The sequence below is a fragment of the Dictyobacter kobayashii genome, assembly GCF_003967555.1.
GTDB classification, from domain to species: domain Bacteria; phylum Chloroflexota; class Ktedonobacteria; order Ktedonobacterales; family Ktedonobacteraceae; genus Dictyobacter; species Dictyobacter kobayashii.
In genome coordinates this window covers 3,143,510-3,169,187 of the sequence record NZ_BIFS01000001.1, presented here as the reverse complement: position 1 = coordinate 3,169,187, position 25,678 = coordinate 3,143,510, and the positions used below count along the sequence as shown (strand labels likewise).

Here is a 25,678-nt window from a genome sequence, read left to right as displayed (position 1 = left end):
TGTTCACTATATCAGATTTTTTTGGGATCACAATAAAGCAGAGAAATCTTCAAGCACGGCCAGATGCGTTCCCGCCAGATGCGCTAACAGGGGAACGAGGGCCGAGACAATCGGCGTGCCCCAACCTGTAACAGCATCCCAACCTGGCATGGCCTTATAACCAGGCAATGTTATATTGCTTTGGGGGTTGCTTGCAGCTCGATACCATTATTTCCGGATACAATATCATGAAAAGCGCTATGATACCAATCAGGTGTATTGCCAATCTTATACAGAATAGGGTTGATCAAACCCAGACGCTGATTGCTATATTGATCCGCGATAGCCACAATAGCCGACCATTGTGGCGCCCCAACGCTGGTGCCACCAAAGCTATAGATACCACCAGGACCATTGCTACCATCCGACCAGACAGTGATCACGCCCCCATCGGTCGAACTATTATAGGCCACATCCGGTACGCCACGCTTCTTATTGATAACGGAGATCTGATCCTGGTACGCGGGTTTTTGAAAGGTGGCGCTGAAACCACCGCCGCTGGCGGATTTAAGGGCAGGCTCATTCCAGGCCGTCTCACTAGAGTAATCACCGGTATCCTCATCGGCATTGAGGGTGGTCCCGCCGACGCCAGTTACCAGGGTATCGGATGCCGGGGTTGAAGCCATCACATGCCAGGAATTGCCGTCACATGTCTGTTGGGCAACCCCACTATCTCCCGCCGAGGAGAATAAAGTAATCTTCTTGCTGGTCGCCTTAACAAAGGCATCATGCCATTGCCGCAGTACATCCGCCCCCGGACAATCCTCACCCTCGCCAAAACTCATCGAAATAATATCACCAAGGTTCTTATCAATGGCATAGTTTAAGGCAGGGATCAGATCGGGATCATTCTCACTTTTGGCTTCGACGAGGGTGATAGCGGCATCGGGAGCTATAGCATGGGCCCATTCAACATCCACTGAAATCTCTGCTGACCAGGTCTGCTGCATGACACTATGACTATCCCAGGATGGAACTCCTTGAGGAGCAACAATATTTAATGCAATGGGAGCCAGACCAAAACGCGCATCAAAATCGCCCAGATCATCGCGCAAGTGCGGGGCCTGATAGGCATCCAGGATCACAATAGTTCGCCCTTTACCAGTAAACCCTTGTGAGAGTAAAGGTGCGACACTATAGGCGTTGCGCATCTGGTTCACACCGTAGCAGTGCTTGCCATTTGCCTGAGTCTGACATTTATATGCTAATGGATCATTAACGCGACCCAAATAGTTATAATGGATATCGGGGATCATGGCGTGGCGCGAGTTGCGCGCACTCATAGTATGAACGGCTGCCCCTGAGGGATTGAATAGGGCTATAACGATGCTTAGCCCGATCAAATAGAGGCATATTCTCCCCGGATATAGATAGGATATGTTGTGTTGCTGCATCAAAGAAGATCCTCCTGGCGTTTTTTTCTTCTTCACCATCCACCTTAGCAAAGGGTACTCATTCAAAATTGCTAAATGGGTAATTACTCTGAGTATAGTAGAGAAAAAAACACAATAGATTCTATCTATGCCTGATGCAGAACACAATTTTCCGCGAACTTTGTCAGGGCTTTTTCATTTTTCTCTTTGGCGCCTGCGGCGCCAGGTTGGGAGTGTGGAGAGAGTGTGGTGGGCGGCTGCGGCCGCCCACCACACTCTCTCCACACTCCCTTGAAAGAAGGTCCAGATTCTCGCTTGCTTGTGATCTCCGGACGAACATGAAAAAGCCCGGGAACTTTGTTTTTGTTATGAGATACGGCGCCGTTGCTCAACCTGAGAAAGTGTTGGTATCCCACTGATACCCGTTTGCTCGATTGAGAAGGCGGCCACACAGTTGGCAAAGTCGACCGCCTGAGCCGGATCATGATGGCGATAGAGATGGGTCAGGAAGGCAGCCGCAAACACATCGCCCGCGCCCGTAGGATCAACTTCACGCGCGCTATAAGCGGGGAAGCGGCGCGTCTGACCATGCTGGAATAGGGTCGCCCCATGGCGTCCATCAGTGGCGACCAGTAGCGGCACGAACATGCTCCAATGAGCCAGCAGGCGATCCGCCTCATTCCGATCGCCTGCCGCAAAAGGAAGCAAGTCATCATGGCTAAGGATCAGCACATCCAATGCCGGAAGGATCTTCTCTGCCTCTTGCCAGGGCGTCGGCCAGACCCGCCCATCCGCATCCCAGCGTCTCAACCAACCCTGTGGCGTGGCCGCCAGTATCATCCCAGGACGGCGCGGAAAGTGGGTAATCATAGCAGGCTGTAGTTCCTGGGTCAGAGGACCAAAGAGAACAATGCCAGCGCTGTTACGCCAATCCAGGGTATATCTGTCTCCACAATATCCACAGCGCGCTCATAGAGATATTGGGTTCGAAATCCTTCATGGTAACGGTTAGCAAAGGTGGTTGTCTGGGGAGAAGGGCATATCTGTAGCGCAATGCCAGGTAATGCTTCAAGCAAAAGTCGCGCCACCTCAGCATCCGCGCAGGTCACAACCGCCACCGCCAGTCCTAAATGATAGGCGGTCTGGGCGGCAAAAGTGACCGTGCCACCAAGTGTAAAAGAACCATCCGCCTGCACATCTCGTGTAACATGTCCAAGTGTTAAAAAATCAGGTTGTCGAGACACAGATAATCATCCTCGCCGCCCGTAGCAGCTCACAATACGACAAAAATCGTCTATAATAAAAATGGTGGTGCGTGGAAAAACAGCCCCACAGGCTATCTTTCCACGCACCACCATCCAAAAACGCAGCACTATGGTTGCGAAATAGTTCTCAGCTATACTAGCATCTTAGCGTGCCGGGCGCTTCAAAGAGATAACGACCCGGCGCTCTTCGCCTTCGCCGATACTTTCCGTACTGATGTCCTTACTATCAGACAAAGCAATATGCACGATACGGCGCTCATGCGGGGCATCGCTTCTAAAGCGATCGAGCGGCGATAATTGCGCACCTGCTGGGCCACACGCAAGGCCAGGGAGCGCAAGTTCTCTTCGCGACGCTCGCGATAGTTTTCAGCGTCTACGATAATGCGCATACGATGCTTAGTACGATGGCTCACAATCAAATTGACCAGCAATTGCAAAGCCGCCAGGGTCTCGCCCCGACGCCCGATCAACAGGCCCAGATTCTCATTAATGCCGCGAATATTTAAGGTCAACGGATTAGTGGAGCGCACCTGCACAGTTGCATGAATACTCATGTAACGTAAGATGTGCTGTAAAACATCGACCGTAATTTCTACATCTTCGCGGGAAGGATGCTCAACATCCTGCAATTCATCGTTAGCGCTGGCGGCAGCGGCCTGCTCAACCAGAGGCTGAAGGGAAGGCTCCGAGGAAGCAATAAAAGGCACAGGCTCATCGTCTTCGTCTTCTAGTTCTCCCTCGTCCTCATCCTCATATTCTTCTTCATCCTCATCTTCATCCAGGAACTCCTCTTCATCTTCATCATAGGGTTCCTCCTCATCGCCTAGAGGGATTTCAATATCGCCTGAGCCCAATATGGCATCAGCCATTTCAGGAGTAATAACCGCACTTGCACTGCCAGAACTAGCCACACCCGGACGAACAGTCACACGTATGCGGGCATCTTTGCTCCCCAGACCAAATGCTCCCCGACTGGGTTCCTGTAGAACAGCGATATCCACCTCTTCACGGCGTTTACCCAGGCGTGTCAATGCCTGCGCGATCGCCTCGTCAACACTTTTGCCACTAGCCTCTATGCTTTCCACTGTTTCCGTGCCTCCCTGTAAAATTTATCTATGTTTACGATCACCCTGTGGCAGGACAGGGTGATCGAAGGTAGCGTTGTTGCAGGTGATTTCTAGCGCGCTTTTTGCGGGCCACTACGCCTGCGTGCCGATGCGCTCCCACCACGCTGTCGCCGTGTGTACTGGGAAGGACCACTACTGCCATTGGCAGTTCTAGGAGTGGTGTTACGCAACTGCGAAATCGCTGTGCCATCACTTTTTTCAACAGGCTCTGTTGTGCTTTCAACCACGGTTGGTTTCTGTGTACGAGAAGCTGTTGTGCTTATTTTACCATTCGTAGCCGCACTGCTGCTTGCGCTAGCTGGCTCAAGGTCTTTTTTCAAATTGGGTGTGGTCAACAGGGCACCCCAACCGGTAACGAAGTATTGCTGTACCGCCTGGAACATCGACGAAATGGTCCAGTAAAGGGCCAGGCCAGAAGGAAAGCTCCAGCCAATGAAGACCGTGAAGAGTGGCATAATGTACTGCATCATCTTCATAGATTGCTGGGTTGCATCTACTGCGGCGGGTTTATTGCCATTGGTCGCAGTAGCAACTTGCTTCGGCTGCGACATACGCAATGAAACAAAGGTAGCCAGACCAGCCAGGATCGGCAGCACGTGCGATGGGTCAGGGGCATTCAATGGGAATGTCCAACTCCAGGTGACATGCAAAATGGGATTCAAGAATGAGAGCCAGGCAAACCAATCAAAGGTTAGCTTGGGAAGCGCCGTGAAATGCGGAACAAATGGATACAGATGCGCGTTAATATCAGCCAGCTTATTTGTACGCAGTCCAGTGCTCAATGCATAATATAAACCATATAGAACTGGCAGCTGTACTACCAGAGGTAAACAACCTGCCAGAGGATTGACACCATACTCTTTGTAAAGCGTCTGTAGTGCCGCCGCCTGGGCCTGCTGATCTTTCGCATATTTCTGGCGAATCTCTTGCATCTGTGGTTGCAACGCTTGAGTGGCTTTAGTGGATTTAAGCTGCTGCAACGTCAAGGGAAAAAGAATCAATTTAATGATCAGGGTAAGCACTACAATTGATAAGCCAAAATCACCAAACAGGTGATAGAGGAGTATAAGACCATTAAAAATGGGGAATGTAAAGATGATATTGAATAAATAACCTATCTCGCCCACAAGAACTCTCCTGCCTTCCTTGATCTAGTTACCCAAACGTTCTGGGACTGGATCATAGAGGTCACCGTGATAAAAGGGATGACAACGGCCAATGCGTTTCACCGTCATCCAGCCGCCACGGAAAAAGCCAAAACGTTGAATGGCCTCATATCCGTAATGTGAACATGAGGGGGTAAACCGACACGATGAGGGCAGGACCACCGACAGCGTGTGCTGATAGACACGTATTAAAAAAAGTGCGATATATTTCACGTTAAGAACCCTTGCGTGTATTCAACTCCGCTGACTCCACATGTGGGGAGTTCGCCAGAAGCCGCGCTCGACGTAACAATGTAGATACATCCTGCATCAACACAGGTAAGCGTACACCAACGATCTGATTTCTTGCACTAAAAACTATATCCCATCCTGGTGGAATATCCACTAAAAGAGAGCGAACCGCCTCTGCTAGTAGCCGTTTGATATAATTTCGCTGAACTGCGCGTTTTGAAATGCGTTTACTTACGACAAAGCCAACACGCAGTGTAGCTTGATCATTGGGCTTCCACGCGAGGATAAGCAGCCGGGACGCTATACTGCCTCCCTGCTGCCTTACTCGCTGGAAATCACTATTCTTACGTAAGCGTAACGCACGGTTGAGTGCCACAATAATGCCTGTCTAAAACTAGACAGTCAAGCTCCAGCGCCCTTTGGCGCGGCGAGACTTGAGCACACGACGTCCATTGCGGGTGGACATACGTTTCATAAAACCGTGTTCGCGTTTACGCGGAATGCGTTTTGGTTGCCAGGTGCGTTTCATAAGACCCTTTCTTAGCCTCCACTCAAGATATCCCGTAGATTATATCGAGTATCAGTCGTACTGTCAATTCTACAGGCTGATTTACTGCAGGACTTTTCACCAAATGTTACCTGGCTGTGAGGCTTTTCGCATCCCTTCCAACCAACAAAATCAGTGCGTGATACTTGTAGAGAGGCCAGGCGAACAGGGAATTCACTACCCGCCTCTCTACCTGATGCAATCAAAAAGTCCTGGTCTGATAAAAGTTTTCTTACGGGGTTTTGAACCGTAAGAGGACACGTCCGAGACGGACCTCGTCGTTGTCATTGAGCGCGGTTGGTGTCTTTCCGGCCAGACGCTGACGATTGAGGAACGTAAAGTTTGTGCTGTTTTCGTCCTCTAGCATATATTGGCCATTCTCAACAAAGATACGCGCATGTAGGCGAGAGACACCACCCTCTTCACCACCATGAGGTGTCAGGTCGACATCTGGATAGATGTTGCTGACAGGATCTTCGCGTCCAATGGTAATAATGTCTTTTCCGCTGAGATCGAATTCCTGGTTGTCCGCCTCAACGATCAATCTAGCCTGCAAAGCTGTTGGAGCGGCGGCCGGAGCGGCCGCTGCTGGCTGCTGCTGGTCAGGTTGCGCAACCGCAACAGGTGCGGCAGGCTCAGCTGCTGGTGGTGCTGACACTGCGGCTGGCGCGCCTAACAGGCTAACCCCGCAGTTAGAACAAAAAGCCTCACCGGCAGGATTTTCTGCTCCGCAGGATGGGCATGTCTGAGTTCCAGCGGATGCTGGCGCCGCATTCGCGGGTGCCGCTGCTGCGGAAACTGGTGCCGCTGCGGGTGCCGCTGCTGCCTGTGCCGAAGCATCAGGGGCTGCGCTGTTCAGAGGTTCGCCACATTCGTCACAGAATGCTGATCCATCTGGATTTTCATGGCCTAAAGAGCATCGTACCGACATAAGAATTTTCCTTCCTCTGCCTTATTTTTATTTACTCAATGTGATTTGTCTTCTAATCGAACATGAATCATCTATCCCCTTACCCCACCCCCACAGGAGGAAAACCTCCTGCACCACCCGAACACCAAGGGATGATTCATGATGGTACCCCATATAATTGTATTACGGAAGAAGATCATCTAATCGCTGTGTGAGTTTACGTGTCTTATTTCCGATTGATTTTACTTGTTCTTGAGAAATTTGCTGACCCTGATTGATTTGTTCGATCGCAGAGAGCGTTTCAGCATCCAGCACACGGGTAACATTGGGAGCGATCTTGGTAGTCGCTTTACCAGTGCGTTTATATTCATCCAGAATGCGGGTTACTAAGCGCTGCGCATTGGATTTTTCGGCGAAATTCATGACCAGGGCATTTACCTGCGAAGTTTGATTAGGATCATTGCTGAATGTAACCTTAATATCTTCGCGGATCTTTTCACTCGTCAATCCAACCAGAGGCACATCATAGGTAAGCTCAGCCTGTGCGATGCGGAAGAGTCCCGCGGGTCGTGGATCAATCATAAGTTCGATCAAAACTGATTGCGCGGTATCCTTCTCAAGGTCTCCAAGATTGATCACGACCTGACGATCTGACAACGATGAGGCATCTACATCACGAATGAGCGGCAAGACTTTGACCGCTTTGCGAGGTGTGACGCCTGTTGGCAGACGCAGGGTTACGGTGGCATTGCGCACAGCAACGGCAACGGCGCTCTGAAGCTGTTGCTCAAAGATGGCCATAGCATCGGCTGGGGTGCGAATAAACTCAGCTGGCAGGCCACCGCTCAGTTGGCCGACATCGTCCAGCAATCCTTCATCCCAGTCAGAGCCAATGCCCAGAGGATAGATCGAGATGCCAGAGGAGGCAGCTTCACGCGCCAGCTGGCGGCAACGATCAGTATCACCGTATGTTACGCCATCAGTCAAAAGGATCATGCGATTGACTGCGTTAGGAATATTCCAGCGGCGTAGCTCACCGAGCCCTTGAATCATGCCCAGGGACATGGTGGTACCACCGGCATCCTGAATACGATCAATGGCTGCTTTCATACCTGGTTTGTCATTGGCAGGCATAGATGGGATAATGACCTGCGCAGTATCATCAAAGATGACCACTGAGATGTAATCGCTGGGCTCAAGACGATCAATAACCATCTTCACGGCTTCGCGCACATTCCTCAGCTTGGCTCCCTTCATCGAGCCAGAATGGTCAATCACCAGGGCAAAGTTCAATGGCATCCGTACCTGTGCCATTAAAGCCGTCGGTTTGGCTTCTAATAAAAGATATGCAAGCTGGCTTCCACCAGTTACGGGCATATAGTCTTTTCCAAGTTGGTGGACCAGGGTTACCTCTCCGGGCATATTACATCTGCTCCTTTCGCATTCGGCTGGCTCCCTAGTATATCATAAATCCGTTCACCAACAGGGCGGGTAGCCTGTTGCCATTAATAGGCTTCAGTCCTGCCCGTGCCCCGGTTGATTACTGAGACGGATAACACAGCTATTAGCGTATAAAAACAACAACGGCGCTGACATTATCTTCTCCGCCATTGGCATTCGCGGTCTCTATCAATTGCGCGCAGGCGGCCTGTGGATCTGGTGCTTGATTGAGTATTTCAGCAATCTGCGGATCCCGAATCATTTCCCACAATCCATCCGAGCAACTTAAGAGAATGTCGCCGGGATGAACCTGCTGGGTAAAGAGATCTACCTGCACGTTCTGTTTATCCCCAATGCTGCGGAAAATCTGGTTACGCTGCGGATGGGTATAGACTTCATCTGGCTCGATCAAACCACCAGCGACCAGCTGGCCGACCAGTGAATGATCATTGGTCAATTGATAAAGTTTTTCATCTCGTAACATATACGTACGACTATCGCCTACGTTGAAGATATACGCATGATCCCCTACAATCATAAAACCAGTCAAAGTTGAACCCATGTCGGATTTATCTTTTTGATTGGTCTGGCAGAGGGTGGTATTGGCATCTTCAATGGCTCCCCGTAGGAGCTCTTTGTAGGTCTCGTCGTCAGTTTTGGCTACCTCTTCGCCTGCTTTTTCTGTTTGCAGGGGAGCCAACAATAACTCACGGGTAACACGCTCGGCAATCAAGCCAATCGTCATGCGGCTCGCGCCCTGTCCGTTCGCATGGCCACCCATACCGTCCGCGACCACAAACAGGCCCACAGGCGAGGCAATCGATTCATGGACACGCTCAAAGGCCAGGGTCATCGTGCTATCCTCATTGGCCTCGCTACGCCTTACAGTGCCAGCGTCAGAGTCACAGGCCGCTATCAGATGCACACCATTGGGGAAGGCGCTCTGTGATGCCTGTGGTTGCTCGACAACGTAGGTAGCTCCCTCATCGACAAAGGTATTCATGATAACCCCTTGCAAAACCTGGGCTTCTCCACCTTGCTGCGAGGACAAAGGATACTCATGCAGGATGTAAGTCGCATTCAGTAGTTCGGCACCGCAGTCGATACAGAACTCGTCGCCCTCAGAATTTTGCTCGGAACCGCAGTTCCAGCAGTGCTGATACCCCTGTCGATCAGTCACGATATATGTATTTTCGTTCTCGGCGGCGTTGAGGACCTGCGTCACCTCATAACGTCCACCAATCGTATTGCCTACTTCTAAGAGCGGTAGACTCTCTGAACTGCCAGCAACAGGGGCCTCAGCCTCGTTTTCGGTTGCGTTGGATTGCGGTTGCTGATCAGCGGTCGGTTCTAATTCGCCTTCATTCATGGTAGGCTCCAAGTTATCCTCCTTCGCAGGCACTGCAGAAGCCTCTTCCTGCGGAGTGGAAACCTCTACATTGTCCGCCTGTTCATTATTCTGATTATTCAGCGTGGCCTGCTGCCGCACCTCTGCCTTTTCTGGAATAGACGCAACTGGCTCGGTCCTATTGCTCTCAGAGGCCGCGGAGGGCACCTGCGTAACCTGCTCATGCACGGGAGCAGGGTCTTCGGACGCAGGGGTCGCATGCTGGTAGATAGTAGTGGGCATATCCGCTATATCGGGTGGCGTTCCGGCAGCCGTTGGATTAGCTTCCTGCTCATGTGTAGAGCCCGGAGTAATCAGTATTGTCGGGGCATCCGCGATATCATCGTAAGTTGTACCAGACTGGCGCTCACGCTCAACATCCTGCTGCCAGCGACGCGCATGAAAGGCCAGCATCTGCTGCTGGGTCAGAATCTGCGTCGGCGCCTGGCTGACATCCTCACGATCTGCCTCGGCTTCTCCTTGCCCATTGCTCGTTTCTCCATGCTCAGAGGGAGGCGTCTCAGACGAAGGTGCCGCGGTTGCGTTAGCTTCATCCTGCGCAGGTGATGACTCTACCCGGGCAGCCTCTTCAGCATGAGAGGAGGGTGGCGGCGTCTCCTGCATCTGAGCCTGATTCGCAGTCTCCTGCTGCTCCTCTGCTTCCGGCTGTGCCCCGGCCACCACTTCGACCGCCAATGGCTGACCACAACCTTTACAGAATTTGGCATTGTCACGATTTTGTGTATGACACAACGGACAGAGCATTGCTGCCCTCCTTTAGAGTTGTTTTTGTAAACGGATAGCCTCGGCATTTTTTGGATCGCGCTGTAGTGCCTCGCTCACCATCTGTCGTGCATCCGACTTCTTTTTTAAGTTGAAAAAACAGGTTGCCATCGCGCTATAGATGGATGCAGAATTTATATTGACCTTCTGTGCCCGACGCAGAGCACTTAAGGCATGATTCCATTCCTTTTCCTTCATATGAGCACGTCCCAGCTCATACCAGGCCTCCCATAAAGTGGGGTCAATCTGTGTGGCATGGAACAGAGAGGAAATAGCAGCAGGAAGTTGATTCTTCATATCAGTATAGATGCGACCCAATGCTATTAAGATTAACGCATGATCGGGGTTAATCTCCAACCCTTGCTTCAGGTAGGAGACCGCCTCGCTGGTCAACCCTTGCTCCGAGGCCACCAGGCCCAGTTGATAGTAGACAGCCGGATCATCAGGGGCAGTTGCCTGCGCCTTTTTAAAGGCCGCCATCGCCAGGGGATAAAGGGCCAGATCTCGATAACACATCCCAAGTTGAAAACGGGCATCCAGGGCATCAGGCTTGACGCGCAAAGCCTCTTCAAAATATTCAGCCGCATGCTTCATATTTTCCTTGAAGAGCCTGGGATTTGCCTCACGCACCGATTGCCCATACTGACGATAGACGCGCCCCAGATTATAGAGCGCATCATAGGCTGCTACCCCTTGATTTTTTGCGAGCATAAACTGGCGAATGGCCTCAGTATAATTTTTGTTGGCCAGGGCCTGTAGACCCGCACGATACGCAACCATCGGGTCCGTAGCCGCTGGTGTCGTTACCGGACGGGCTCGAATCGGTTGCGCAGGGCGAGCCTGCATGCTCCCATTTGATTGTACGGGTCGGGCCTTAATAGGTTGCGATGGTATGGATCGAGATTGAACAGGCTGTTGCACTGGTCGGGCCTGAATTGGTGCTCGCGCAGCCTGGGCACGTATCTGTGGTGGTGCGATCGTCATACCCTGGATCAATGGCTGTCCGTCGCGCTTACAAAACTTTGCGCCCGCTCGATTCTGGAAGCCGCATTTGGGGCAGATAATGCCGCCCGCGGTACTGGCTGCTGCATTTCCCACCGGCTGCACAATAATCGTAGAGCTGGGCGAAATGGCAGGAATTTGAATCGTTGTCGGTGCTGCATTGGGTAGACATTGTGTTAAAGCAACACGCATAGCTTCGGCACTCTGAAAACGCTGGGCAGGATCTTGCTGCATGGCTTTAATGATAACCTGTTCAACAGGACATAGCGTTTTGTTCCCTAATTGGATGGTCCTCAGACGGGGATTTTTCGCCAGCACACTTCCCTGTGGAGGAGTTTGAATTGGATCAGGCTCGTAGTTTGTCAACAGATGATACATGGTCGCTCCCAGCGAATAAATGTCGGAGCGTGCATCTGTCTGAACTAATTTGCCTGGATTCTGGGCGGAACGTCGCTGACCGGGCATCGTAATCGAACCAAGGTGCTCGGGTGAGGCATACGAGATTGTCCCGAGATTTTCGGTGTTGGTTCGTTTGTTTGGATCGAAACGGCGTGCGATGCCGAAATCAATCAGTTGTACCTCATCATCAAGTGAAACCATAATATTTCCGGGTTTTAAATCTCGCAAAATGATGGGGGGATTACGTGTATGAATATAGGTCAGAGCTTCACATACCTGCACCATCCACTTGATTACCTGTTCCTCGGGCAGTGGTCCTTTGGAGGTCTCTAAGATCTTCTCCAGACTACGCCCGGGCACAAATTCCATCACAAAGTAGTAATTGCCACGCTCCTGAAAAGGGAGCATCAAGGCGGCAATCCGTGGGTGCTTCAAACCCCGTAGCAGGGCTATCTCTTTATTAAAACGGTCAATGGCCGCTTTGCGATCTTCTTCGCTGGTATTGGGACTGATGAGCAGTTCTTTGACAGCATAATAATAGGGAGGAGTACCTGGCGGGGTTCCGATCTGTTCAACTTTATAGACGGTGCCCATACCACCTTCGCCAAGAATCTGCACAATCTTAAATTTTCCGTCAAGGACAGTACCTATTGGGAGAGCCATACAAACTTATTCTCCAAGTGCGCTCAGCATGCTCAGTGGGCATTTATGTGCACAACAATCGCTGAGATGTTGTCTTCTCCACCGTTGGCATTTGCCAGGTCGATCAAGGTGTCGCAAATAACTTGCGGACTGTTCTGCTCTCCGAGCGCGTTGAGCAGATCCTGGTGCCGTATCATTTCCCACAATCCATCAGAACATAATAGTAACTTGTCTCCAGGCTGTAACACTTCGTGGAAAATATCTACTTCTACGTGCTTGTGTCCTGCACCTAATGAACGATAGATCAGGTTCCTTTGCGGGTGTGTGTAGACATCTTCTGGCTCGATTTGCTTCGACTCAACCAGCCGAGCAACCAGCGAGTGGTCCCTGGTGACAGGAGTTAAATTGTTCCCTCGTAACAGATACGTACGACTGTCGCCAACGTTGGCAATATACGCCTGATTATTTTGAATAAGTGCGGCCGTGACGGTACTGCCCAGGCCGCGGGCCGATGATTTTTTCTCACCATAGCCCACAATTGCTTTATTGGCTTGTTGTATGGCTGCTTCCAGTTGATCCCCAATTAAAGAAACGGCCTGCGTTTCAGGCAATTTCTGGGTTTTTTGACTTGCGGTTGAATTTGCAGGGGTAGAATTTAATTTAACAGTTTTATTTGGGTCTAGAGCTGATTTTTCTAGTTTGATGGTAGGCTGGTCGTGGACAGGCTTGAAGAAAAAGTCTAACGCTTTACTTATTGTCTCCACGGCTAACTTGCTCGCCACCTCTCCTGCCTTATAGCCTCCCATGCCGTCAGCCACAATGAATAAACCGCGATCACCATCTTCCGAAGATTCTACACGTTTATAAGCATAATCTTCATTCTGATCCCGTTGCTTCCCAACATCAGTTTTATCAGCAGCAGTAAGTTTTAAATGCATAGTAAATTACCTCACCCAAGCAGGAGACTCCTCTGTCCGTTACATGTCCACTATAGCATATAGTAGTATTCGTGACAATTGCAGCATGCCGAATAACATAAATCTATAAGTATTGCAGAATATGATTGATGTATGCTCGATAGTATACATCACTTATACGCAGCAAAAAGCCCGTCGGTTGTAGGAGTGGCTGCAACTCTACCTGCAAGGCAGAGTTTTTTCATGTTAAAGGCTGTGCTTCTCCTCTGGATGTCGGCAGACGCCCGAAGGAGAAGCACAGCCTTTCCTAGCTTTCCATTTATGGCAGGAAGCGAAAAAGCGCTATTTTTCGCGTCTCTCGTCGCGATCTTTATTAGAACGCGGGCGGAACTGTATGCGAATAGCGGTCCCTCTAAAACTAAAGGCTTCGCGCAAGCGATTCTCCAGGTAGCGCTCATAAGAGAAGTGAACCGCCTCGGTGTCGTTGACAAAAAAGACAAAGGTCGGTGGGTTGACGCGCGCCTGGGTAGCATAATAGATCTTTAAGGGCTTATGCTTGAGGACGGTCGGATTATGGCGGCGCGTGGCTTCCTGGACAAGCTCGTTGAGGCGAGCAGTGGGTACGCGCAGGTAGCGCATCTCGGCGATTTTAACGGCTGCTTCGAGAATCGATTTGACATGATAGCCGGTCTTGGCCGAAGCAAACAGAATGGGCGCATAGGGAATAAATTTTAGTCCCTCAGCCAGGATATCGCGATACTCTTCCGCGCTCTGGATCTCATCATTGGGATGAGCGAACACGCCTTCCCGCTCAGCCTTGCGCTGCTCCTGGGCCAGATCCCATTTGTTGACGACCACAATTACACCTTTGGCATTCTCATGGATCGCGCCTGCGATATGGGTATCCTGGGCTGCCAGGCCTTCGGTTGCATCCAGCATCAGAATAGCGACATCACTGCGCTCAAGGGCACGCTCTGAGCGGAGCACGCTATATTTTTCTACGCCGACGCCGATACGGCCACGGCGGCGAATACCAGCGGTATCTACCAGGCGAATTTTATGGCCCTCAAACTCAAGGGCCGTGTCAATCGCATCACGGGTAGTGCCAGGCACATCACTAACAATCGAACGCTTCGAACCTGTAATGGCGTTCAGCAGGGAAGATTTGCCCACATTCGGGCGTCCGACGATCGAGATACGGATGACATCTTCCTCTTCCTCTTCTTCCATCTCTTCAAGTGGAGGTAGCTCTTCCACAATGCGGTCCAGCAAATCACCGGTACCAATGCCCTGGATAGAAGAGATGACGATAGGCTCGCCCAGACCCAGGCTGTAAAACTCTACCGCATCCATCCGACGATCTTTGTTATCCGCCTTATTAGCAGCCACGATCACAGGCTTTTTGGCCTGGCGCAGTTGTTGGGCCACGTCTTCGTCCGCGGCAGTGATGCCTGAGCGTGCATCAACCATAAACACGATCACATCGGCCTCTTCCATGGCCAACTGCGCCTGCGACATCACATGGTCCATCAGATCACCCGATTGACCATGCAAGCCAACCTGGCCCACAGGTATCCCGGTGCCTAACTCCAGACCACCGGTATCAATCAAAGTAAAATCGCGTCCGTTCCAGTCGGTGTCCCCATAGAGGCGATCACGGGTGGTGCCCGGCATATCTTCAACAATGGCGAGGCGCTCGCCAATCATACGATTAAAAAATGTGGATTTGCCGACGTTTGGTCGGCCGACAATAGCAACAAGCGGCTTCATAAATGCCCCTCCACCCTTTCCTGGTGCAGAACAATCCCTAACTGCGCATATTCGCCCTTCGCGGACGATTAGCGTGGGTATTATAACACAATGTACAGCGACCCCTGGTGGGTGCTTCTTATTCACTACATTAAGACGACCGGCTCAGCTTTCACGGGCAGCATGAACCGGCCACTAAGACAATCTGATCAGGAGGAAAAGGAGCGTCTCCCTATCGAAACACACATCTATCTCAACACTACCAGAACAATTCAGAGACCGAACGACCATCGTGAATACGGCTGATGGTCCCGGCGATCAGTTCAGCTACAGAGAGTACTGTCAGATTGGGCAAAAGACCCTGCTCAGGAGATGGAATGGAATCGGTGATCACGATCTCTTTAATAGGTGCTTTACTGAGTCGTTCAAGAGCCGATCCAGAGAAAATGCCATGGGTTGCACAACAATAGATATCCAGTGCGCCATTCTCGTGCACAACACGTACCGCCTGGGTGAGCGAGCCAGCGGTGTCAATTTCATCATCTACAATCAACACATTGCGACCTTCGACGTTTCCAATGATACCCATCGCCTCGGTGATGCCGTTATTTCCTAAGCGCCGCTTCTCCACGATGGCCAGAGGTGCATCCAGGCGATCAGCCAGTTTGCGGGCCTTTTTAGCAAACCCTTCGTCCGCCGATACTACCGTGAAATTTTGGAGATCTTTATCGGCAAAATAACGCGCCTGGGTAATCTGGGCCGTCAGTTCATCAACCGGGATATTAAAAAAACCCTGGATCTGTCCCGCATGCATATCCATGGTCAGTACTCTATCGGCGCCTGCAACGGTAATACAATCAGCAATCAAACGTGCTGTAATTGGCACCCTGGGCTGATCTTTTTTGTCTGTACGTCCATACGCATAGTAAGGAATCACTGCGGTAATTCGTGCCGCCGATGCCCGCTTTAATGCATCAAGCATGATCAATAATTCCATGATTGAGCGGTTGACGGGTGAACTAAAGGGCTGAATTACAAAAACATCCCGGCCACGGACGTTTTCGTTAATTTTGACAAAAATATTCTCGTTACTAAATTGAAACACATCTGCATCGCCCAGAGGAATACGCAGATGTCGACATATGGCTGCTGCCAGCGGACGGTTTGCGTTCCCGCTGAAGATACTCAAGTCGTCCAATATGCACCTCCTGGTAGGAAAAAGTATATCACATTGCCAGCAGGTGTGGTAGGTTGCTTCGACTTTTAATGGCTGAGTATAACCCTGTGGCCCTGGGAACAGGTCCTGTTGACGACAAATAGGAGGTCAGCAAGGCCGCTCAAATAATACTATAGCGATCCATTTCTGGCGTTTTACTGTTGGAACCTGAAAGCTACGTTGAGACCTGCCGACTAACTCATATCAGACTGACAGATGTTTCTGGTACCCACGCCTGGCGATGATTAAAATTAATTTCATACCAGTAATTATTATTATCGTCCTGCATACCAAAAGCGGAGACAAAGATGGAACCATCGGGGCATCGCCAATCTGGTAAGTGTCTTTTTGCTCCGGCTCGCCATACACTTTGGCATTGGCGCCCAGCGAGACCAGCATCCCCATGCCACGACTAGCTGAAGCTGAGGATACCGCTAACCAGACCTGGCGCGCACTGGATAAACGACTCGGCTTCTTGTCTTTGAGGTGCGTTTCCAGACCATACCAGATCTGGTACATGGTGGCTCCAGTACCTGCCTGGTCACGAGTAACGTTGGTATAGGCATAGCTGATTCCCGGCTCAATATTGCTGGTCTCATCGGTGATACTGCTATCCGCATGGGGCACTAATCCAGAACTGGTGCTAGGCCCATTATAGAGCGAGAGAAAATTATAGTTGTCAGTTGTCTCATGCCCTTGCTGACCAGCAGGAATACGATCAAACGGAAGGCTGACGGTAATGATATTAGGACTGAAGGCGGTATTGTGCGCAGAGGGAATGCCCTGGGCATTAATCAGGTTGAAATAATAGCCCCATAACCAGTATGGGCCGGGATCAACATGATTAGGCATGAGCGCAACCGAGGGCGAAGGCACATCACCGTGTCCAATAATATGGGCCCTATCAAATGGAATATTGTATTTCTTGAGCAGGTAGGCCACCAGCTTAGCGGAGGCGAGGTACTGGGTGGCGTTATACCATTGATAGCCGGTGGCGGCATAGCCAGCATGCTCCACACCAATGGCACGTTGATTATACCAGTAGTTCCCCAGGTGATAGGCAATATCGCTATCATGCACAATCTGATAGACTGTCCCATCGGTATCCACCACATAATTAGTGCTGACCGAACCATGCACATTGTGAAAATAGTTGATGGCATCCATGGCACTACCCTCAATATCATGAATGCCCACAAAATCTACTGGATACTCGGCCGGGCGATCAGCGCTCTCATAAGTGCAGGGAGCATTATCTGGCACACTATTGCAATCAAATTTATTGGAATCCAGGATACAATCGACCGCTCCTGGATAGTCGGTATTGCCATCGCGTGAGCAACCTTTGGGCAGAGCCGGACTGGCAGAATGTACTCTGGACACCAGGCTCAGCGCCCCGATAGTTTGTTTGTGTCCTTTGGCCAGGGAGGGCTGGACCGATATATGTGGAGAGACGCGCTGCGCGCTTAAGGTTACGAGCTCCCCTTTTTCTGACCTGGCGCTAAAACCCTGGTTGATAAGCTTATAAACCGCGTCAGCATACATATGACCTACTGAGACTGAAGAGGCTCCACTATAGGTACTCAACACCTCATACCAGGCATCCAGGGCAGTCGATGTGCTCTGGCCGGCGGCTAGCTGGCGCTTATAATCGCGCAGTACCGCTGCTCCACCTCTTATATTGGTGGCGATATCCATTTTAAGCGCGGCCGGACTGACCCCCAGGTCCCGGGCAGCTACTGCCAGGCTGGAGCTCTGGCCATTCGCCATCAAGTGCATGCATCCATATCCTCCATCAATACTTGGCGTCCCGCTATGATTGCTTAAGCGCCCCTCCATATAGCACAAGGCTTTTAGCAATGGTAGCGGCACATCAAATTCATGGGCGGCCTGCGCAAAGATCTGATTGAGGTCGTTGGCGGCATGGGCTTTGGGAGTATAGCTACTCCAGGTCCCTCTAAAAACGCTGGTGGCAATCAGCAGAGCAACAAGCACAAGCACAAGTAAAAGGCGATATCGTCTGAGAAGATCTGGTATGCGCATAAAGGAGGTTCTTTCTCTACAACTACAGGCCCACTATTGGAGAACGAACAACTACTAACACTACCATTATGATTGCTGTCAAAAACCTGTAGAGGCCAAAAAAAGCTTAAAAAGAGATGGCGCGAGGGAGGATATGAAGGGCTGCGAGCCGCCTGAAAGCTAAACGAGCGTCTACTAACAATCTGTTACCAATCGTGTGACGGGGAATAATACTTCTGTTTATAAATAGGAGAAAAGGGGGGTGCCACCAATACAGTTGAATCCATAAAAATAAATGCAATAAAAAATGCCCGGACCTCGCAGCATGAGAATGCTACGCTCCAGGCAGTATTCATCGCTCAAAAAAAAGACAGATAAGTGCCGTTATCTAGCTGGTTGGCTCCTCAGGACTGGAGATAAGGATACTCAGGAAACGCCGTACGGCCCAGAAAATCAACCAATAAATGAGCATCGCGATCAATGTTGACCATTCAAATTCCTGGCCACCGCGTACCTTCAAAGAATTGACGATATTGGAGAAAGGAAACAACACAATGTCTGTTAACGAGTATAAAAACCCCACGAATAAATTGATTTGTAAGGCACCGATCAACTTCAGGAAGAACCGTATAAACAGTGTTACCTCGAGTACAACAAGGAACCACTGAAGGAAGTCGTTTAATTTACCAATCGCATAGCGAACCGTACGCGCCTCTTCCTGGCGTGTCTCGGCGTTCTCGACCTCTGCAAGCTCGCGTGGGGGCGGCGCAGGCATAGGTGGTGGCGCGGACCTTGGCGGTAGATCCGCCATACGCTCGCGCTGAGGTAGCACATCCGTCGGTTGGGCTCGCGTGGGTTCGTCCGGATAAGGATTATTGGGCATCCTGCAATCCTCTCATATGTATAAGTCAAGCTCGCTCAAACACGTTAAGAAAACAGCACACGCGATTAATAGTATGCCGATCTTGTCAGAATTATAACATTCTTTTTTACCGCTGTGCTATATTTTTCTCTCTTACCAGCAGTATAACTCCGTCGGCCTGTGCAATGGGTCTGAATTCTCCCTTGCGCTGTATCTGATTTAATACATCCAGGAAATTATCCGAATAGCTTTTATTCTCGGGAGAAGCATTATCCAAATCTACAATGACGTAATCTACCATCTTATACTGCCCCGGCGTCATGGTGGCTACGGTCAATTCTGGAAAAACCGTCACATAACGTCTTTCTGTCAGGTGGGGATTGATATTACCCCCGGCCGAGACGACAGCGTCAGGTGGAATCATGTCTAGTAGTTGCTGAATATGCTGCTCACGTGGCCCTGGACGATGGTCGGCCAGAAAGCTATTTAAGAGCGGCCAGATCACTACAATATTTAATACGATCATACACACCAACCAGATGGACAATACTCCCTGTAGCCATGTAGCGGGCATCCAGGCGGCCAGATCTTTCATGCGCAGGCGCAGTAGTTTTTTGCGGCTTTGCCAGCCAGCCGTTAATGAAGAGAGATGGAGACGAGCCACCAGGAAACGCCAGCCCCTGATCAACCAGTGCCAGATGCTCAGGGCGCTACTGCGCAACCAGTTCAACAAGGCAACACTACCAGGCAGAGGTTTGCCATCAGCATAGATCGTCCTACCCAGGGCGGTATCTTCGCGGTAGAGCTGTTGCTCCTCCTTCTCATCGCGCAGGCCATACCAGTAGAGGTAGAGGCGCCGCGTCCCATGGATGGCCGCAATGATCACAAATGGAATGATGGCTGCATGATAGTGATAGACACCATTGTGCTGAAAGGATTCGGAGGTTAGCAGGTTAATGGCCAGCGAGGGGAGAGTCGGGATCAACCATTCAGGCGCGAGCAGTGCAATAAAACCGGTGCTACGAAGCAAACTAGCCAGGTAATAGAGCCGATCCAGGGTAACCAGTACGCCAAAGATAATCCAGGGGTGGCCCAGAATATTGAAGATGGCCGCCACCGGGGTTGGTCCCAATGCCTCATAGCGATACCAGTAGTTATCCTGCTGTGCCCCCACATTAAAATGTGGCTTGATCACCAGGAATGCCAGCAAGGTCCAGACGATTCCCCCCACAAAGACGATGCTTCCCAGGCGGGGTATCCGGTACTTCCAGATCGCCACCAGTGCCAGCAAGGCGACGACCGAACCCATCTCTTCTTTACAGGCGGCCACCAGAATACAGAGAATCACAAACCAGACATGCTTGCGATACGTCAGCGCCAGAACAGCATAGAGTAAAAGCGGGGTAACCAGGGTCAAGGGATGGAAATCAAAGAGATTTTCACCCAGGACGGCCGGGGCCAGTAGATAACCCAGCACCATCACAGGTGCCAGCAAGGGGAGGGTTGGCAATGACTTACGCGCCAACAAAAATACCGGAATTGCGCCGGCCGCCAGCATTAGCGTCTGAAAAATTAACAGAATACGAGGATCAGAGCCAAAGGCATATAAGCCTGCCAGCAAGAGGAAGATTGGCTCCACGTGCTGGGCCAGGCGGATCGGTGCCCCATACCAGTTATCAGAATGATTGGTAAATTCTACAAAATGGCCATGCAGCGTATTCCAGGTTGCCTGGTCCATATTTCCCAGGTCGAAAGCCGTAGCCTTAAAAACATTGTAGCGCAAGACAGATTGATCGCCCAATATAATTACGTAGGCGACAACGATCAGTCCCAGCAGCAACCAGGCAATACGTTTTTGTGCCAATAGTGAAAAGTATGAACCAAAACTTAACCGTTTTTTCATGTTACTCTCGAAATACATACGCTGCATGCAGCATTAGATCGTTATAACTGAATTATAAACACCTACAGCGACCAGAATCATAATCACCCAGACAATCACAAACTCGGGCCAGCTCCCTGTGCGGAAGCGCCAGTGAGGATTGGGTGGAAAACCAAAACGTTGTTTGAGGGGCCAGAGCAGCGGTACTCCCCCAACGTCAGCCCATCGGCTGCGATATGGAAGATGCAACCAAACAAGACGCCAAAGAAAAAAACGTGCGAGCTGGAAACAAATTGAGCGGGGAATTGAAACCCTCGTAGTTCCAGCAAGTAGCTTACCACTCGCTCCAGACCTATGGCAAGCAATGACCCAAAAGCCAGGCCCAATAAGCTATGAAAAAATGTTCGATGTCCCGCCAGCCGCTGGATACCTTTGCTAATCACACCCAGCTTTTGTCCTAAGGTACTACGCGCATTATCAATATCCGGCAATAGCGCCCCCAGTCCAACCGCAAAATAATAGACACCTTTATCTATTAAGAGATTCAGGGATACATAATGTGCCCCGACGAGCGGTGGACCGCTCAAATGAAACAAACTATCTATGACAACGCCAGCGGCGAGGCCAACTAAGAGATGAGAGCGACCTTGCATTTAGCATCCTTTCAATGGCGAGAAAATCGATACGTCACAGAAATTGTATGGTTCTCTTCTGTAACTGTCAATAGCGGCTGAGAATGGTAGGATGCACCTGTCACAAACACAGCAGTAAATACTATATAAATCTATAGAAAAGGGAGGCCAGCAGGCATGCCGATCATGCACTGCTGGCCTCCCTTTTCTAATATGTCTTACTCCCATTAGCGTGCCGCTCTTGCGCGGATGTGCGCTGGCGCGCCCGAGCTTTTTTCTTGTGTGGTGCAAAAAAGTGCGCTGGGCGCACTTTTTTGCACCACACAAGAAAACTTCTTGAGCGCCTTTGGCGCTCAAACGCAGGCGTGAAGAGCGCGGTGATCATGAGGATCAGACACATTCTTCTATAGGATGATTGCCTCTACTCGTCTTCGGGTGGCAGGCCTACAAAGATAGATTCGCCTTCTACTTTTACTGGATAGGTATAGATATCCTGGCGGGCAGGTCCACGCAACACTTTGCCGGTGCGGACATCGAAGCGAGCACCATGCCAGGGACAGGTAACGGCACAGCCATCAAAGTCCCCTTGATTGAGGGGGCCACTGATATGGGTGCAGTTATCGGTAAAGGCGTAAATAGTATCTTCCAGTTTGACCAGGCAGACTGGCTCACCATCTACTTCGATCGGATAGAGTTTTCCTTCACGTAAGTCGCTGACTTCTGCAACTTTATAAAAATCTGTCAAATCTTCGGCCATGGATGTTTTCTTCTAGAGTTTACTCGTCTTCGTCGTCTTCTTCGGGGGATGTTCCAGTCCGGCAATGGCCAGGGCACGATGGAGCACACGCAACGATAAAAATGCGCACTTGGTACGGGCAGGACTGATGGGAATCCCCAGGGCCTCCAGCACATCATCTTTACCCAATGCGATCACTTCTTCGATGCTCTTGTCTTCGATCATTTCGGACAACATTGAAGCCGTTGCCTGGCTGATAGCACAGCCGCGACCTTGAAAACGCACGGCAGCGACCCGATCTCCTTCGAACTGGAGATCTATACCTAATTGATCTCCGCACAGCGGATTGGAATCCTCACAATGTACGTCGGGATGCTCTAGCTTCCCATAGTTGCGTGGATCTCGATAGTGATCCAGGATATATTCACGATAATCCATTGACATAAGCATCCGCCCCCTTCTGATTTATAGTATTGTTAGAGGTTTACCACACATTGTTTAGAAATGGAAGATTTCTTGAGCTTTTTGTAAACCTTGCACCAGTATATCAACTTCTTCCTTGACTGTGTAGACGTAAAAACTGGCCCGCGCAGTCGCTGCCAGGTCGTAGCGCTCCATTAATGGCTGAGCACAATGATGGCCAGCCCGGATCGCCACTCCAACCTCTTGATCCAGAATCGATGCCAGGTCATGGGGATGGATATCGGCCAGCGTAAAGGAGATGACGCCGCCACGCTGGCTGGCATCGGGTCCATAGATGGTTAAACCTGCTACCTCTTGTAGCTTTTCCATCGCATAAGCGGTAATCTCGCGCTCGTGCTGCTGTACAGCCTCCATGCCCAGTGCATTCAGGTAATCGATAGCGGCCCCAAAGCCAATCGCTTCGGCGATGGCTGGCGTACCGGCCTCAAACTTCCAGGGCAGATCATTGGTGGTAAACTCGCGTAGCTTGACGGTGCGAATCATATCGCCACCACCCATGAAGGGAGGCATGGCCTCTAGCAAGGCTTTTTTGCCATAGAGCACACCAATACCAGTTGGTCCCAGCATCTTATGGGCACTGAAACAGAGGAAATCCACATCCAGAGCCTGGACATCAACGGGCAGATGGGGTACGCTCTGCGCCGCATCTACCAGCGTTACAGCGCCAGCGGCATGAGCCTGAGCAATCATATCCTGCACCGGATTAATCGTGCCCAGCACATTCGACATATGGGTAAAGGCCACCAGTTTAGGCTGCTGCTGGAGGAGTTCAGCATAAATATCCAGGCGCAACAGACCATCATCGGTCACAGGTACAAATTCCAGCCGGGCACCAGTGCGCTGCGCCAGCAAATGCCAGGGGACCAGATTGCTGTGGTGTTCCATTTCGGTCAGGATGATCAGGTCACCATTGGTGATATTGGCGCTACCCCAGGTGTGGGCCACCAGGTTGATGCTCTCGGTAGTATTGCGGGTAAAGATAATCTGCTTGCTTTGACGAGCATTGATGAAACGCGCAATCTTGACGCGCGCCTTTTCCATGGCCGCGGTCGCCTCTTCACTGACTGCATAAACGCCACGGTGCACATTGGCATTATAGTTCTGGTAATAGTGGCTCATAGCCTCAATCACCGAGCTCGGCTTCTGGGAACTGGCCGTACTATCCAGATAAATAAAAGGCTTATCATGTACGGTGCGAGCAAGGATAGGGAAATCCTGGCGCACCTCTTCTATGCTGCGACCAGAGAAAGATGTGTTATCAGTAGTGATAGGTGGTGTAATATTATCGGATGTAACCATAAAAACTGCAACCCTTACTGCTTCTCTCAAGGAGAGGGCGAGAGACAAGGAAGGGTGGGGTGATAAGCAACCACAAGGGGCCGGGCGATCGAATTGATCGCCCTGATTTACTTACCCGGCGTGATTACTTACAGCGCCAGCTTGTGGTCGCCCTCAGAAAACATACTCATATGACTCTTAGTATTCCGCGAGCTTAATCTCGTCGTCTTCGGGATTACCATCCAGACTAATAGCTCCCTCGTCAACGCCTTCGATCTCCCAGCGCTCTTGAGCATCAACCCAGGTATCGGCCTCTGTCTCGTAGGCACCGCTCATACGGCTGATAATACTACGACGCAGGCGAATACGCAGGTTCTCCACCGGGATACGCTGCAAGACCGGTTCAAAGAAGCCTTGTACAATAATACGCTCAGCCTCAGGCCGGGAAATACCACGAACCATCAGATAGAAGAGCTGCTCTTCATCGATCTGGCCGCTGGTCGCACCGTGGCTGGCGCTTACCTCATTGGCAGCGATCTCCAGGCCAGGAATAAACTCACCACGCGCCTTCTTGCTTAAGAGCAGTCCATGCGCCGACAGGAACGATGCGGTCTGCTGCGCTTTTGGACGCACACGAATCATACCATCAAACTCGACACGTGAGCTATCGGTCAACACGCCTTTGACCAGGGTCTCGGCATTGGTCGAGAGGGCCGCATGGTCTGACAGCGTATTAATAGAGAAGCGCTGCTCATGATCGGCAAAGAAGACGCCGACCAGTTCACCCGCGCTACCGTTACCATGCAAGCCAGCGCCAATCGTTTCCAGATTGACTTTGGCACCCAGGTCGGCCAGCACAAATGTAACGCTAGCATCGTTATCAAAGACAGCATTCTTATTAGTAATGTTCCAGATGTTCTGTCCCAGATCCTGTAAGTTGCTGAACTCGACACGAGCCTCACGCTTAGCAAAGACCTCTACCACATCGCTCAGCAAGGATGGTTCCTCACCAGCTACATTAGAGTTGTACTCCTCAACGAAGCGCACGCTACTCTGCTCATCCGCGATAATCAGCGAATGGGAGAAGGCGGCGGAGAGCGGCTGCTCAACCCACAATTGCGCCAGAATCGGAGCCTCGATCTCAATGCCCTTTGGAATATAGAGGAAGAAACCGCCGGTCCAGAAGGCGGCATGTAAGGCAGTGTACTTGCTGGTGCCAACTGGAATACAACGCGTCATAAAGTACTCGCGTACCAGGTCAGCGTGTTCGCGTACAGCGGTATCCAGATCGGTCAGAATAACACCCTGCTGCTTGAGCTCCTCGCTCAACTCGGTATGCACCACAGTTGAATCGAGCTGCACAATCAGGCCAGAGCGCTCATTAACCAGGGAAGCCTGGAGAGATTTCTGCACAACCTCTGGCAACACGGCACCTTTCTCAGTCGCGGTAAAAGGCTTCAGTTGCTGAAACTGAAAACCGGCAACCGTTCTGAGAGTACCCAGATCACCACGGCGACCGAGGGGAGCGGCTGTATTTTCGTAGGTTTCCCATGCCTGCAGACGCAACTGTAGCATCCACTCTGGCTCCCC

General features: G+C 50.9%; 24 protein-coding genes and 1 pseudogene. All 25 read right to left on the bottom strand.

Going from position 1 to position 25,678, the window contains the following annotated elements:
• Window positions 1–27: 27 nt before the first annotated feature.
• Window positions 28–168: a hypothetical protein gene (locus tag EL645_RS39290; RefSeq protein WP_161977363.1), complete on the bottom strand. Its 141-nt coding sequence runs from the start codon at window positions 166–168 to the stop codon at window positions 28–30.
• A gap of 2 nt (window positions 169–170) precedes the next feature.
• Window positions 171–1,322, bottom strand: a complete 1,152-nt coding sequence (locus EL645_RS13910) for a S53 family peptidase (RefSeq protein ID WP_126550974.1) — start codon at window positions 1,320–1,322, stop codon at window positions 171–173.
• A 456-nt stretch (window positions 1,323–1,778) separates the two neighbouring features.
• Entirely contained in the window at window positions 1,779–2,282 is a 504-nt protein-coding gene (locus tag EL645_RS13905) for a carbohydrate kinase family protein (RefSeq protein ID WP_126550972.1), read from the bottom strand.
• A 20-nt stretch (window positions 2,283–2,302) separates the two neighbouring features.
• The gene (locus EL645_RS13900; protein WP_126550970.1) at window positions 2,303–2,656 is read right to left on the bottom strand and encodes a carbohydrate kinase family protein; all 354 of its coding nucleotides are present in this window, start codon (window positions 2,654–2,656) and stop codon (window positions 2,303–2,305) included.
• 165 nt (window positions 2,657–2,821) lie between these two features.
• On the bottom strand, window positions 2,822–2,923 hold the full coding sequence (locus EL645_RS45405) for a hypothetical protein (protein ID WP_371865670.1): 102 nt from the start codon (window positions 2,921–2,923) through the stop codon (window positions 2,822–2,824).
• 26 nt (window positions 2,924–2,949) lie between these two features.
• Window positions 2,950–3,762: pseudogene (jag, locus tag EL645_RS13895) on the bottom strand (RNA-binding cell elongation regulator Jag/EloR); the annotation flags it as partial.
• 92 nt (window positions 3,763–3,854) lie between these two features.
• Complete coding sequence (locus EL645_RS13890) at window positions 3,855–4,931, bottom strand: YidC/Oxa1 family membrane protein insertase (protein ID WP_161977362.1); 1,077 nt, start codon at window positions 4,929–4,931, stop codon at window positions 3,855–3,857.
• Between the two features lie 24 nt (window positions 4,932–4,955).
• Complete coding sequence (yidD, locus tag EL645_RS13885) at window positions 4,956–5,183, bottom strand: membrane protein insertion efficiency factor YidD (RefSeq protein WP_126550965.1); 228 nt, start codon at window positions 5,181–5,183, stop codon at window positions 4,956–4,958.
• Between the two features lies 1 nt (window position 5,184).
• Window positions 5,185–5,577, bottom strand: coding sequence for a ribonuclease P protein component (gene rnpA, locus EL645_RS13880; protein ID WP_161977361.1), 393 nt, complete (start codon window positions 5,575–5,577; stop codon window positions 5,185–5,187).
• An 18-nt stretch (window positions 5,578–5,595) separates the two neighbouring features.
• Window positions 5,596–5,730 carry a 50S ribosomal protein L34 gene (gene rpmH, locus EL645_RS13875; protein WP_126550961.1) on the bottom strand — a complete coding sequence of 45 codons (135 nt, stop codon included), beginning with the start codon at window positions 5,728–5,730 and terminating at the stop codon, window positions 5,596–5,598.
• A 250-nt stretch (window positions 5,731–5,980) separates the two neighbouring features.
• Complete coding sequence (locus EL645_RS13870) at window positions 5,981–6,679, bottom strand: double zinc ribbon and FHA domain-containing protein (protein WP_126550959.1); 699 nt, start codon at window positions 6,677–6,679, stop codon at window positions 5,981–5,983.
• A 162-nt stretch (window positions 6,680–6,841) separates the two neighbouring features.
• Complete coding sequence (locus EL645_RS13865) at window positions 6,842–8,080, bottom strand: vWA domain-containing protein (RefSeq protein WP_126550957.1); 1,239 nt, start codon at window positions 8,078–8,080, stop codon at window positions 6,842–6,844.
• A gap of 142 nt (window positions 8,081–8,222) precedes the next feature.
• Window positions 8,223–10,250, bottom strand: a complete 2,028-nt coding sequence (locus EL645_RS13860) for a protein phosphatase 2C domain-containing protein (RefSeq protein WP_126550955.1) — start codon at window positions 10,248–10,250, stop codon at window positions 8,223–8,225.
• Between the two features lie 12 nt (window positions 10,251–10,262).
• Window positions 10,263–12,332: a serine/threonine-protein kinase gene (locus EL645_RS13855; RefSeq protein ID WP_126550953.1), complete on the bottom strand. Its 2,070-nt coding sequence runs from the start codon at window positions 12,330–12,332 to the stop codon at window positions 10,263–10,265.
• A 32-nt stretch (window positions 12,333–12,364) separates the two neighbouring features.
• Complete coding sequence (locus EL645_RS13850) at window positions 12,365–13,249, bottom strand: PP2C family protein-serine/threonine phosphatase (RefSeq protein ID WP_126550951.1); 885 nt, start codon at window positions 13,247–13,249, stop codon at window positions 12,365–12,367.
• 321 nt (window positions 13,250–13,570) lie between these two features.
• Complete coding sequence (gene der, locus EL645_RS13845; protein WP_126550949.1) at window positions 13,571–14,998, bottom strand: ribosome biogenesis GTPase Der; 1,428 nt, start codon at window positions 14,996–14,998, stop codon at window positions 13,571–13,573.
• A 238-nt stretch (window positions 14,999–15,236) separates the two neighbouring features.
• Window positions 15,237–16,175 carry a ribose-phosphate diphosphokinase gene (locus EL645_RS13840; RefSeq protein WP_126550947.1) on the bottom strand — a complete coding sequence of 313 codons (939 nt, stop codon included), beginning with the start codon at window positions 16,173–16,175 and terminating at the stop codon, window positions 15,237–15,239.
• A 222-nt stretch (window positions 16,176–16,397) separates the two neighbouring features.
• On the bottom strand, window positions 16,398–18,236 hold the full coding sequence (locus EL645_RS13835) for an N-acetylmuramoyl-L-alanine amidase (RefSeq protein WP_126550945.1): 1,839 nt from the start codon (window positions 18,234–18,236) through the stop codon (window positions 16,398–16,400).
• Window positions 18,237–18,603: 367 nt separating this feature from the next.
• A complete protein-coding gene (locus EL645_RS13830) occupies window positions 18,604–19,098 on the bottom strand; it encodes a YggT family protein (protein ID WP_126550943.1) in 495 nt (164 codons plus the stop codon).
• 106 nt (window positions 19,099–19,204) lie between these two features.
• On the bottom strand, window positions 19,205–20,980 hold the full coding sequence (locus tag EL645_RS13825) for a DUF2079 domain-containing protein (protein WP_161977360.1): 1,776 nt from the start codon (window positions 20,978–20,980) through the stop codon (window positions 19,205–19,207).
• A gap of 95 nt (window positions 20,981–21,075) precedes the next feature.
• Window positions 21,076–21,612, bottom strand: a complete 537-nt coding sequence (locus EL645_RS13820; RefSeq protein ID WP_126550939.1) for a metal-dependent hydrolase — start codon at window positions 21,610–21,612, stop codon at window positions 21,076–21,078.
• 400 nt (window positions 21,613–22,012) lie between these two features.
• Window positions 22,013–22,348, bottom strand: a complete 336-nt coding sequence (locus EL645_RS13815; RefSeq protein WP_126550938.1) for a Rieske (2Fe-2S) protein — start codon at window positions 22,346–22,348, stop codon at window positions 22,013–22,015.
• Window positions 22,349–22,360: 12 nt separating this feature from the next.
• A complete protein-coding gene (locus tag EL645_RS13810) occupies window positions 22,361–22,771 on the bottom strand; it encodes an iron-sulfur cluster assembly scaffold protein (RefSeq protein ID WP_126550936.1) in 411 nt (136 codons plus the stop codon).
• 54 nt (window positions 22,772–22,825) lie between these two features.
• Window positions 22,826–24,109, bottom strand: coding sequence for a cysteine desulfurase (locus EL645_RS13805; protein WP_126550934.1), 1,284 nt, complete (start codon window positions 24,107–24,109; stop codon window positions 22,826–22,828).
• Window positions 24,110–24,286: 177 nt separating this feature from the next.
• Window positions 24,287–25,663 (bottom strand): Fe-S cluster assembly protein SufD, encoded by a 1,377-nt coding sequence (gene sufD / locus EL645_RS13800; RefSeq protein ID WP_126550933.1) that lies wholly within the window; start codon window positions 25,661–25,663, stop codon window positions 24,287–24,289.
• Window positions 25,664–25,678: the final 15 nt, after the last annotated feature.